Raw genomic sequence first — 11,907 nt, 5'->3', positions numbered from 1 at the left:
TATTTTGAGCTTTTGACATTCCATATAAAATATCGCTGTAAAATTTCTTCCGTGGTTTAGAAAGACCTTTAGTCAGTTTTTCTAAAAAAGTAAGTAAACTTCGCTTCGTTTGATATATTTCTATAGAATTCATGGTAAAATAACCTCAGTTCCTGTTCTGTATTTTTGTTTTGTGATGATTCAATTATACCATGCAACAGGACGAAATTAGTCCACAGATTTACGCTGTGGATAGTTTAAAAGCCCGAGGAATCCATGCTTTCCACATGTGAACACCTCGGACTTTTGTTATTATCTATGAAACCGTAAAATTTTGGGTAAATTCAAGTTATTTGAGCGCCATCTTAGATTATGGGGACAACAAAATCATTGCCCACAAGCTATCGAAGCGTAACATTAATCAGTTGGTCGAAGATACAGTTGTCCAAATTGAGGATGAAATCATTTCTGGCGAAACCCTGTTTCATAGTGATCGAGGGTTCCAATATACTTCTTACTTCTTTAAAAAATTTGTGGATGAGCATGGATTAATCCAAAGTATGTCAAGCGTTGGAAAGTGTATAGATAATGGGCCGATGGAGAACTTCTGGGGCATTATAAAGGTTGAGATGTACCGACTGAATACTTATGACAGTTTTGAAGCACTCGAAGCAGATATTGCACGCTATATTGATTTCTACAATAATGAACGAGTGACTTTAGCTATGGGGCTCAAAATTCCAGCATAAAAAACCATGGGAGAACACTCACGCATGGCACAAAATAATTTGTTTATTTGCCTGTCTACTTGACAGGGGCAGTTCAGAGTACAAAAGCTGGTTTTATTTTATTTATACTCGTTAACTGCTTGGGCAACAAAAATTAAACGTTCAAAAAAGGCGGGAATAGAAATATATTCTTCTAAAGTATGAGCATGCTTACCTGGACCACCCACTGAACAAATAGCAGGTACGTTAACCTTGGATGCATAAGCGGCGTCAGATCCTCCTTCACCTTCTACAGCTTTCAAAGTTCCATATTCCATTTCTTTAGCCACTTGTTGGAAATGATTAAAGATTCCATGAACTCCGTCGAGGGTTTCAAACGCATCAAGCATCCCTTGCATTTCATAAGTTGTTTTTGTGCCTTCAACATATTGATAATCTAATACTTTCTTTAAATCTGCTTCAATTTCTTCTTTTATATTTTGAGTGGGGAAACGATACGTTACTAGAAACTCACAATCTCCAGAAATAGTGTTAGCGCTCGTTCCGCCTTGAATAACACCTACGTTGATCATCTTTCCGCGATCTAAGTCATTTAATGCTTCTAATTCAACTACTTTATGAGCCGCTTCTAAAATAGCGCTACGTCCTGTTCTAGCACCTGCGCCTGAGTGAGCTGAAATACCTTCAATAGTAACTTTCAAAATAGCAGCACCTTTTCTAGAAATGTAAAAACGGTTTTCTTCACTTCCAGATTCAAAGTTTAGCATAAACTCTGCGCCTTCAAACTCTTCCATCATCACTTTATCTGCTGTTGTAAAGCGATGAGCCGTCTCCTCATCTCCCACAATTACTAAACGGATCGGATGTTCTTGATAGCCGATATATTGAAGCGCCTTTAAAACATAGATCGCCATAACAATACCACTTTTCATATCTAAGACGCCAGGTCCATACGCTTTATCTTCTTCTATTTTAAAAGGATGCTTAGTAACTGTTCCTTCGTAAAACACTGTATCAACATGACCGCCAAAAATAATCGGTGGCTTGGTCGATCCATTATCCCAATCTGCAATTAAAACATCCGCACCACTTTCCATTGAAACAGTGCGAATATCACATCCTATATCTTCCAGTAAAGGTGACAATACTTTATAAATTTCACGTACGTTTAAAGGATGATCGGGGCCACTTTCAATATTAACAATTTGTTCTAAGAGAGCTAATATATCGTCTGCGTGTTGTTTAATATAGCTTTTAATCTGTTCAAGTTTATTCATTTTAATATCTCCTTATAAAATTAGCCATAAGCTCACTCACTTATGGCTACTATAACTATTGTCTTGATTCTTCCATCCATCGTTGGAATTGATTGTCGTCACAATAAATACTGTGACCAGGTTCTATTTCATGAATCTTTTCTTCTAAAGTTGTTTCTTCATGTTGGTAAGGTATTCTAACTCGCGTACTTTCACTAATTGGATCCGGTTGAGGAACCGCTGATAGTAAAGAGCGAGTATAGGGATGAACGGGCTGATTATAAATTTGATCTGCCGATCCTATTTCGACAATCTTACCGGCATACATGACCGCAATTCGGTCACTAATATATTTAACCATAGATAAATCATGGGCAATAAATAAATAAGTTAGACCGCGCTCTTTTTGTAACTCTTTCATTAAGTTAACGACTTGAGCTTGGATCGATACGTCTAGAGCTGAAATAGGTTCGTCGGCAATAATGAATTTAGGATCCAACGATAACGCTCGGGCGATTCCGATTCGTTGTCTTTGTCCACCAGAGAACTCGTGAGCGTATCGGTTAGCGTGTTCACTCGATAAACCAACTTGTTCTAATAATTCATTAATACGCTCGCGGCGTTCTTTTTTATTTTTGTAAAGACCGTGAATATCAAAGCCTTCTCCAATAATTTCCCCCACCGTCATCCGCGGGTTTAAAGAAGCGTAGGGGTCTTGGAAGATCATTTGCATATTGCGAGCGACCTTTTTAGGATCATGTTTAGCGCCTTCACCACTAATTTTCTCTCCTTCAAAGTAAACCGCTCCGTCAGTAATATCATACAGACCGATGATCGAACGGCCCGTTGTTGACTTACCACTTCCCGACTCGCCTACAAGGCCCAGTACTTCACCTTCATAAATATCAAAGTTAATCCCATCCACGGCGCGAACCAATTTGGATGAGCTGCCAAAATATTGTTTTAAATTTTCAACGGTTACTAATTTTTTAGTCATGTTGGATAGCTCCTCCTTTCTGGTTCACGTAACGCTCGATACGTTCTTTAACAATGTGTGGCATGTCTACTTTAGGTGCATCAGGGTGAAGGAGCCACGTTTTGGCAAAATGCGTCTCACTCACTTGATACATCGGTGGCTCTTGTTTATAGTCAATAGCCATCGCGTATTTATTACGGGGCGCAAAAGCATCGCCCACCGGCGGATCAATTAAGTTAGGCGGAGACCCTGGAATGGTAAATAGCTGAGTAGACTGATTATTGTTTAAATCAGGCATCGCTCCCAGTAACCCCCACGTATACGGATGTTTTGGACGATAGAAAATATCATGGCTTGTTCCATATTCAACGATTTGCCCTGCATACATAACCGCAACTTTATCCGCAATATTAGCCACCACGCCTAAGTCGTGGGTAATAAAAATAATTGAGTTACCATTTCGTTCTTGAATTTCTTTCATCAATTCTAAAATTTGTGCTTGAATGGTCACGTCTAGCGCTGTCGTCGGCTCATCAGCAATTAAAATCTTTGGATCAGCCGCTAAAGCGATCGCAATAACGACACGTTGGCGCATTCCTCCTGAAAATTCATGAGGATATTGAGAAAAGCGTTGTTCTGGATTCACAATTCCTACTTCTTCTAACAACTCAATGGCACGAGCTTTCGCCTGTTCATTGGTTACGGACTTATCATGAATTTGGATCGCTTCCATAATTTGCTTACCTACACGAATCGTTGGGTTTAAAGCCGTCATTGGGTCTTGGAAAATCATCGCAATGTCTTTTCCGCGAACACGACTCATTTCATTTTCGTCTAATTGAAGTAAGTCTCGTCCTTCAAAGAGTATCTCTCCACCTTCATAAAATCCAGGAGGCGTTGGTACTAACTGCATAATCGCATTACTCGTCACACTCTTACCGGATCCAGATTCACCGACAATGGCTAATGTTTCGCCTTTATTTAAAGTGAAGTTAACCCCACGAACAGCCTTTACTACTCCCGCAAAAGTTCTGAAACTTACGTGTAGATCTTTAACTTGTAAAATTGGTTCTGTCATCTATATGCCTACTTTCTTAACTTTGGATCCAACGCATCACGAAGGCCGTCTCCGACAGCGTTAAACGCAAAAATGGTCAAGGAAATAAGAACAGCCGGGAAAATTAAACGCCATGGCGCAGTTAAAATCGCTTCGTTTCCTTCCGAAGCCATCGTTCCCCAACTAGCCATCGGAGGTGTGACACCTAATCCAATGTAACTTAAAAACGACTCCGTAAAAATCGCTTGAGGAATCGTTAGTGTCATCGTTACAATGATCGATCCCATGGCGTTAGGAATAAGGTGACGTTTAATTAAATGCCATGTGCTCGCTCCTAACGTTCTAGAAGCTAAAACATATTCTTGGTTTTTAATTGAAAGAACTTCACCACGAACAATACGAGCCATTCGTACCCATCCTGTAATGGATAAAGCAACAATCATTGGAATAAGTCCTTGTTCCATCACAACTAAAAGTAAAATAACAACTAATAAATAAGGAACAGCTGTCAATACGTCGGCAACACGCATCATAAAGTTATCTACACGGCCACCTACAACTCCAGCAATACTTCCCCATAAAACACCAATGACCACATCAATAGCAGCTGCCGCAAGACCAATAATTAAAGAAATGCGCGCTCCCATCCAGACACGAACAAAAATATCTCGACCTAAGTTATCTGTTCCAAACCAAAACTCACTACTAGGTGGCATATTATAAGCACCGGTTTGTTCACTAAAACTATACTTTGATAATTCAGGAGCAAAAATCGCCATTAAAGCGACAATAATTAAAACGACAACACCAAACATCGCTAGCTTGTTACGCATAAATGTTTGAAATACTTCCGACCAAAATGAAATCGTCTTGGCACTAATGACGTCTGTTTCGTCTTCTTTAATACCGACCATTTCAAAGTCTTCTGCATTTACAAGAAGGTGTTCTCTTGTTAATTGAGAATCCATCATTTTAGTTGTCCACTCCTTCTAATTTAATTCTTGGATCAAGTAGAACATAAATAATATCTACTAATAAAACAGCGAATAATAAAATAATTGAATAGAAAACCGTCGTTCCCATAATAACAGTGTAGTCACGGTTATTAATACTAGTCACAAAGTGACGGCCAAGTCCTGGAATCGCAAAAATGTTTTCCACAACGAAACTACCGGTAATAACGCCAGCAGTTAAAGGTCCTAAGTAAGATACAACAGGTAATAAGGCATTTCGTAAAGAATGTCTAAAAACAATTTGCCATTTACGTAACCCCTTAGCACGAGCTAATCGAACATACTCAGAAGTGTTTTGTTCCAATAAGCCCGACCGGGTCATTTTAGCCGTATTCCCCATATAACCCATCGCTAAAGCAAAGGTCGGTAGAACAGTATACATAGCACCTTTCCAACCACTAATTGGGAACCAGCCTAATTTTAATCCAAAGAAATATTGCATTAAACCAGCTAAAATAAAGGAAGGAACTGAAATTCCTAGTACCGCAATAATGGTGGCTAAGTAGTCACCGGCTTTATTATGGTAAGTTGCAGAAATAACGCCTAATAAAACTCCCAATCCTACAGCAACTAACATCGACTGTAGCCCTAGAACTAAGGACACTGGGAAACTGTCCAGAATCATATCGTTAGTTGAACGCCCACGATATTTCATCGACTCACCAAAATCAAATTTCAATACATTCACTAAATAATCTTTATATTGAATGTACCACGGGTTATCTAATCCATACGCTTCATTCAGCTGTTGTTGAATAGCGGGTGTCACCACTTGTTGCTCACTAGCAAAAGGGTTTCCTGGAGCTAGACGCATTAAAAAGAATGTTAACGTCACAATAAAAAATAGTGCAACGGCTATATGCAATAATCGCTTGCCAATATATTTAGCCATCATTAATCCTCCTAAATTTTCTCATCATAATTTAAAGTATTATAAATAAAAATAGCGGAAAAAATTACGCTTGTCAAACAGTATTTCTGCTATATTCAATTGGTGAGCTTCAGCACAACTAAATATGAAATACCACCATATAAAAAGTCATTTCTCGTGTATTTTATGTGAGGGTTTAACTTACCAAAAAATAGCAGAGAAATGACTAATATTTATCATTACAAATACTTGTAAGAGAACTTGTATCAATATTTTTAAAACATCACAATTGAAGTATATCTTAAAATGATGCTATTCTTTTATGAGAAGAAAGTGTACGAATTTTAATTATCTGGATTATTTAATCTGTTTAAAAACTTATATAGAGTATTATTTGCTGTTAAGTAAAGATACAACAAACAGCTATCAACCAATTTTACTCTCAATTTTAAAGCTTATCTTTCAAATTATACTGATAATTGTAAATAACTTTTGAAATTATTACTTTACGATTTCAACATACTTCAATTGAGTGTCAGTGAACGGATCAGGAGTAATATTTTTAACATTTGGTTGTGTAGCATGCAAGTTTTTATAGAAATAAAGCGGCACAAAAGGAGCGGCGTCCATTACATGTGCTTCAGCTTTTCTCAGTAGTTCCAGACGTTTTTCTTCGTCTTGTTCATTTTGTGCTTCGTCAATCAGTTGTTGGTACTCCGGGTCTTCATATCCAGTACGGTTAGTACCTACTTCTTTTGCGTAATACATTTCTAAAATAGAATATGGATCGTTATAATCAGCAGTGTTTCCAATGCGTCCTAATTGATAGTCGAGCATCGTCATACGATCTAAATGAACTTGCCATTCTGTATTATCTAGCTCCACTTGAATCCCTAGATTTTCATTCCATCCTTGCTGTAAGTGTTGTGCAATTGCTGCATGGGCTTCATTTGTGTTAAAAGATAACTTTAATTGTATTTCACTTGGATCTTTCATCCCTAACTCATCTAAAGCCTTATTCAAGTACTCTTTTGCTGTTTCAAAATCGCGATCCTCAAAATAAGGTTCGACATTTTCAAAACCTTTTACGGTTGGTGGAACTAAACTCATCGCTGGAGTTTCCTTAGCTTTCGTTACGTTATCAATTAAACCTTGACGGTCTACCCCGTGCACTAAAGCTTTTCTTAAATTCACATTTGATAACAGTTCATCTGTAATGTTCATCTTGATATTATAGTTTGCCGCTATATCTATTCCACCAAGAAGACCTTGCTGTTCATAAGTATCGATTGCATCTAAAGACACTGTATTAAATGGAATACCAATAAAGTCTAAGTCACCTGATTGAAACGCCGTGTTAGCCGTTTGCTCTGATTCAATAATCGCAATATGAATTCCATCTAACGACACTTGATTCTTATCCCAATAATGTTCATTTTTGATTAATGTGTAGTGACTGCTTAAACTGATCTCATCCACAGTAAAAGGGCCATTAGATACATAGTCTTCATGCCCTTTCGTGGACCAACCTGTTTCATCAGCTTCTACCGTCGCTGGGTGAACGGGTAACATTGTTCCTGTTCTTGCTGCAAGCTCAATAAAGTAAGGTGTGGGACGTTCTAAAGTGACTTCAAGCGTATAATCATCTAATGCTTTAACACCTAAATCCTCTACTGGTGTATCTCCTTCAGTAATAGATTCAGCATTTTTAATCACAGCAAGTTCAAAAGCCTTATTGGATGCTGTCTGTGGATCCACCACACGTTTCCATGCAAATTCAAAATCACTCGCTTTAACAGGATCTCCGTTTGACCACTGTCCATCTTGTCTTAATTTAAATGTGTAAACGGTCCCGTCGTCACTTACCTGCCAAGACTCGGCTGCAGCCGGTTGGAGTTCTCCATTTTCATCTGGACGAGCTAATCCTTCAAAGATATTTTTTAATAGAGCAGGCGAATAAGTGTCAGAAGTTAACGCAGGATCTAGCGTTGGATCGGTTAACATTGAAAGATTAAGTTGTTGTTCATTTTGAGCAAATGCAGAAAGATTATGACTAGCTACTAATAAAAAAAGTAAACTAACCATCCAAATCTTCAGTATTTTTTTCATATTTTTTCCTCTTTTCTACGTAATTTTCCTTTTTATGAGAAAGGATTAAAACTAATTATAATGATTTCCTCATTTAATTCAACCTTATTTTAATCTTTTTTCTTATTATACTCAAAAAACTCTCTCCGGAAGGAGAGTGTTTAGAATTTCTATTGTTCAACTGAAACATGTTTTAGTAAAATGCGTCCTTGTAAATCAGGTTTCATATTCTTTACATGGTCTTGGGCTACATATGTGTTGGAGTAGTAGTTAATTGGAATCACCGGCATTTGATCAATAAAAATCGCTTCGGCTTCTTTCATCAGCTCTAAACGTTTTTCTTCATCTACTTCTTTGCTTGCTTCTTCCATTAAACGTGTATACTCTTCATCTTCCCACCCAGTGTAGTTAATACCGTGATCTTTAGAGGTATAAATATCTAAGAATGTATTTCCATCATTATATTTACCTGTCCAACCTAAACGGCCAATTTGGTAATCTTTTTGCTCCATCTTATCTAAGAACACTTGCCACTCAGTGTTATCAATTTGTGATTGAACACCTAAATGTTTATTCCACTCGTCTTGAATATACTGAGCAATCGCTGCGTGTCCTTCGTCTGTGTTGATTGAAATTTGTAAATTCAATTCACTTGGATCGTTCATGCCTAATTCTTCTAAACCTTTTTCTAGGTACTCCTTAGCTTGATCATAATCAGCATCTTCAAAGTAATTATTGCGATCAGAGAAACCTTCAACAAATGGTGGAACTAGTCCAAAGGCTGGCGTTTGTCCGCCCTTTGTCACATTCTCAACTAAACCTTGACGATCGATCGCTAAAGCAAGTGCTTTACGAATGTTTACGTTCGACATTACTTCATCTTCTGTATTCAAAATGTACCAGTAGTCTGCGATATAGTCGCTTGTTTGTAAAATATCTTGGTCTTTGTAAATATCAATCGCTTCTAAAGAGATTGAGTTAAACGGGTTACCAATATAATCAAGAGAACCATTTTGGAAGGCAACGTTCGCTGTGCCTGCTGAATCGATAATATCAATGTTGACTACATCAAGCGCCACATTGTCTTTATCCCAATATTGACCATTCTTTTCTAAGACTAAGTCACTATTATGGTTCCATGTTGTTAGTACAAAAGGACCGTTAGAAACATAGTTATCTGTTAAATCACTTGCCCAATTCGGGTCTTCGCTGGCGATTTGTTTATTTACTGGGAAGAAGTTATAGTGTCCAGTTAAACTAATAAAGTATGGTGTTGGATTAACTAAAGTAACCTCAAAAGTATGGTCATCGAGTGCTTTAACGCCTACCGCGTCTTCATCTGCTTGACCTTCGTTATAATCTTTAGCTCCTTCAATAATGTAAAACATTGCAGCGTTTCCAGCTGCAGAATCTGGATTAACCATCGCTTTCCATGCGTATTCATAATCATAAGCCGTCACAGGTTCACCATTAGACCATTTAGCGTCTTGTCTTAATTTAAACGTATAAACGCGCCCATCTTCTGATACTTCCCATGACTCAGCCCCAGCCGGCTCTTCAGTTCCCACTTCTGTTAATCCTTCAAAAACATTACTTAAAATCGCTCCTGAAGTAGTATCTGTTCCTAAAGTAGGACTAATAGTTGGCGGTTCTGTTCCAATGGAAATGTTTAATTCTTGAACATCTTGAGCGAACACATTTAAACTACTCGTTGCAACTAATAAAAAACTCGCAACTACTAACATTATTTTTCTAATTAGTTGTCTCATTGTTTTCTCCTTTTTATTTCATTTTATAACCTTATCATAATCTAAATAAAAAATAAGTCAACAACAAAATAAAAAAGCCTTGCCCCTAAGGAGCAAGACTTCTTATGAATAAATTATTCTGCGTTAACAGAAACGTATTTTAAGTTAATGTTCCCTAATGCATCTGGTTGCATATCGTTTACTTTATCAGCGACAACATAGTTGTTCACGTAGAAGTAAACAGGGATGACTGGCATTTCTTCCATAATAATCGCTTGGGCATCTTTTAATAACTCAGTACGTTTTGTTTCATCAGCTTCTTGTGCTGCTTGGTCAAGTAAGTTTTTATACTCTTCGTTTTCCCAACCAGTGTCGTTGTTACCGTTGTCAGCTGTTGCGTACATTTCTAGGAAAGTTGATGCGTCATTATAGTCAGCAATCCAACCTAAACGTGCTACTTGATAATCTAATTGGTTAACTTTATCTAAGTACACTTGCCATTCAGAGTTATCAATTTGCGTTTGAATACCTAAGTTTTTGGCCCATTCTTCTTGAACGTATTGTGCAATAGAAGCGTGCGCTTCACTTGTATTAATAGATAAATTAATAGTTAATTCAGCTGGATCTTTCATTCCTAACTCTTCTAGACCTTTAGCTAAATATTCTTTAGCTTGATCATAATCAGCATCTTTAAAGAAACCTGGGTCTTCTTCAAAGCCTTCAATCGCTGGTGGAACAATAGAAGTCGCTGGTTGTTGGCCGCCTTTTAATACGTTTTCAACTAAACCTTGACGGTTAAATCCTAAAGCTAAAGCCTTACGGATATTAACGTTTTTCATAACGTCATCTGTTGTATTTACTTTATACCAGTAAATCGCTGCATAGTCTTTAGTTTCCAATTGATCTTCTGACTTAAATAAATCAATCGCATCTAATGAGACTGTACTATAAGGAGCTCCTAAATAATCTAAAGCGCCTGCTTGGAATTGAGTATTTGCGGTAGACTCTTCTTCAATAATTTGAACGTTAACGCGGTCTAATTGGACAGCGTCACGGTCCCAATACTCTTCGTTTGGTACTAAAACGTAGTCGCTTGAGTGGTTCCACTCTTCTAAACTAAACGCACCGTTTGTAATGTATAAATCTCCGGCTTCAGCTGCCCAATTTTTCTCAGCTTCAACGGTTGCTTGATGAACAGGCATGTAAGTATAAAAGGCTGTTAACTCTAATAAGTATGGTGTTGGTTGTGCTAATTTAACTTCTAATGTGTGGTCATCAATTGCTTTAACACCCACTTCGTCTGCGTTTCCTTCACCTGCGTTAAAAGCTTCTGCTCCAGCAATTGCATACATAATTGATGAATACTCTGACGTTGTTTCTGGGTTTAAAACGCGTTTCCAAGCATACTCAAAGTCGCTAGCTTTAACAGGGTCTCCTCCATTAGACCATTTCGCATCTTGGCGTAATTTAAAGGTATAAGTAAGTAAATCTTCACTTACTTCCCAAGATTCGGCTGCACCTGGTTGGACTTCGCCTTTATCGTCTAAAGTTGTTAAACCTTCGAATACGTTACGAATAATCGCACCCGATGTACTATCTGTCGCTAAAGCTGGGTCAATTGTTGGTGGCTCTGAGCCGATTGCTAACTCCAATACTTGCTCATCTTCTGCATGAACAACAGGAGCTACAGCACTTGCGGCCGTACCTAATGTAAATAAACTTGCTGTCAATAATGTTAACTTTCGTAACCATTGATTCATTGGGATCGTCTCCTCATCTTTTTTTAATAAGTTTAATATAGCGAATAAGGGGGCAAAAGTCAATGAGAGTCTACTTTTTTAATTGATGAAATTCTAGAGTAGTCAAACATATGTGACACATACTTAAAGTTCTAGTACAAAATAAATAGAATTGAATGGGGTTCTGGGGGACCGCGGCCCCCCAGAAAAAATTAAGCACTTTGTGATTCAAAGTATTGGGCCACGACTTCATTTGGACTCAAAAAGTTAAGTACTTTACGATGGATATTATTACTTCGGTTAATATAACGCGCATGCGCCTTAAATAGCGCTTCTTCTGACGTAAATGTTCGACGATGGTAAAAGCGCTCGTCGTCAATTCGATGGCTACGCTCTACCTTACCATTCTGCCAAGGCGAATAAGGGCGTGTTCTCTTGTACTGAATCCCTTT

At 37.8% G+C, this 11,907-nt stretch carries 10 protein-coding genes; 1 reads left to right on the top strand and 9 read right to left on the bottom strand.

Going from position 1 to position 11,907, the window contains the following annotated elements:
- Window positions 1–332: 332 nt before the first annotated feature.
- Window positions 333–728, top strand: a complete 396-nt coding sequence (locus BLR79_RS07340) for an IS3 family transposase (RefSeq protein WP_159427626.1) — start codon at window positions 333–335, stop codon at window positions 726–728.
- A gap of 98 nt (window positions 729–826) precedes the next feature.
- Here the strand turns inward: BLR79_RS07340 and BLR79_RS07335 are convergent, their stop codons facing one another.
- The 9 genes from BLR79_RS07335 to BLR79_RS07295 all read right to left on the bottom strand — a co-directional run.
- A complete protein-coding gene (locus BLR79_RS07335; RefSeq protein ID WP_092086455.1) occupies window positions 827–1,984 on the bottom strand; it encodes a M20/M25/M40 family metallo-hydrolase in 1,158 nt (385 codons plus the stop codon).
- Window positions 1,985–2,039: 55 nt separating this feature from the next.
- Entirely contained in the window at window positions 2,040–2,960 is a 921-nt protein-coding gene (locus BLR79_RS07330) for an ABC transporter ATP-binding protein (protein ID WP_092086452.1), read from the bottom strand.
- Window positions 2,953–4,017, bottom strand: coding sequence for an ABC transporter ATP-binding protein (locus BLR79_RS07325; RefSeq protein ID WP_092086449.1), 1,065 nt, complete (start codon window positions 4,015–4,017; stop codon window positions 2,953–2,955). The genes BLR79_RS07330 and BLR79_RS07325 overlap by 8 nt, the downstream gene beginning before the upstream one ends.
- Before the next feature lie 8 nt (window positions 4,018–4,025).
- The gene (locus BLR79_RS07320) at window positions 4,026–4,967 is read right to left on the bottom strand and encodes an ABC transporter permease (RefSeq protein WP_280522566.1); all 942 of its coding nucleotides are present in this window, start codon (window positions 4,965–4,967) and stop codon (window positions 4,026–4,028) included.
- 1 nt (window position 4,968) lies between these two features.
- Complete coding sequence (locus BLR79_RS07315) at window positions 4,969–5,901, bottom strand: ABC transporter permease (protein WP_092086446.1); 933 nt, start codon at window positions 5,899–5,901, stop codon at window positions 4,969–4,971.
- Window positions 5,902–6,381: 480 nt separating this feature from the next.
- Window positions 6,382–7,989, bottom strand: coding sequence for a peptide ABC transporter substrate-binding protein (locus BLR79_RS07310; protein WP_092086443.1), 1,608 nt, complete (start codon window positions 7,987–7,989; stop codon window positions 6,382–6,384).
- A 149-nt stretch (window positions 7,990–8,138) separates the two neighbouring features.
- On the bottom strand, window positions 8,139–9,737 hold the full coding sequence (locus tag BLR79_RS07305; protein WP_092086440.1) for a peptide ABC transporter substrate-binding protein: 1,599 nt from the start codon (window positions 9,735–9,737) through the stop codon (window positions 8,139–8,141).
- Window positions 9,738–9,850: 113 nt separating this feature from the next.
- Window positions 9,851–11,476, bottom strand: coding sequence for a peptide ABC transporter substrate-binding protein (locus BLR79_RS07300; protein WP_092086437.1), 1,626 nt, complete (start codon window positions 11,474–11,476; stop codon window positions 9,851–9,853).
- A 191-nt stretch (window positions 11,477–11,667) separates the two neighbouring features.
- A partial coding sequence (locus BLR79_RS07295) for an integrase core domain-containing protein (RefSeq protein WP_143338811.1) occupies window positions 11,668–11,907 on the bottom strand: 240 nt, incomplete at its 5' end.

This window comes from Dolosicoccus paucivorans, assembly GCF_900100125.1.
Classification (GTDB): Bacteria; Bacillota; Bacilli; order Lactobacillales; family Aerococcaceae; genus Dolosicoccus; species Dolosicoccus paucivorans.
Note: the sequence above shows the minus strand (reverse complement) of the source record. Positions and strands in the feature narration are given on the sequence as shown.

Bases quoted from the DNA above. Each gene is read 5' to 3' on its own strand.
- BLR79_RS07335 (WP_092086455.1), bottom strand. From the start codon at position 1,984: ATGAATAAACTTGAACAGATTAAAAGCTATATTAAACAACACGCAGAC.
- BLR79_RS07330 (WP_092086452.1), bottom strand. From the start codon at position 2,960: ATGACTAAAAAATTAGTAACCGTTGAAAATTTAAAACAATATTTTGGC.
- BLR79_RS07325 (WP_092086449.1), bottom strand. From the start codon at position 4,017: ATGACAGAACCAATTTTACAAGTTAAAGATCTACACGTAAGTTTCAGA.
- BLR79_RS07320 (WP_280522566.1), bottom strand. From the start codon at position 4,967: ATGATGGATTCTCAATTAACAAGAGAACACCTTCTTGTAAATGCAGAA.
- BLR79_RS07315 (WP_092086446.1), bottom strand. From the start codon at position 5,901: ATGGCTAAATATATTGGCAAGCGATTATTGCATATAGCCGTTGCACTA.
- BLR79_RS07310 (WP_092086443.1), bottom strand. From the start codon at position 7,989: ATGAAAAAAATACTGAAGATTTGGATGGTTAGTTTACTTTTTTTATTA.
- BLR79_RS07305 (WP_092086440.1), bottom strand. From the start codon at position 9,737: ATGAGACAACTAATTAGAAAAATAATGTTAGTAGTTGCGAGTTTTTTA.
- BLR79_RS07300 (WP_092086437.1), bottom strand. From the start codon at position 11,476: ATGAATCAATGGTTACGAAAGTTAACATTATTGACAGCAAGTTTATTT.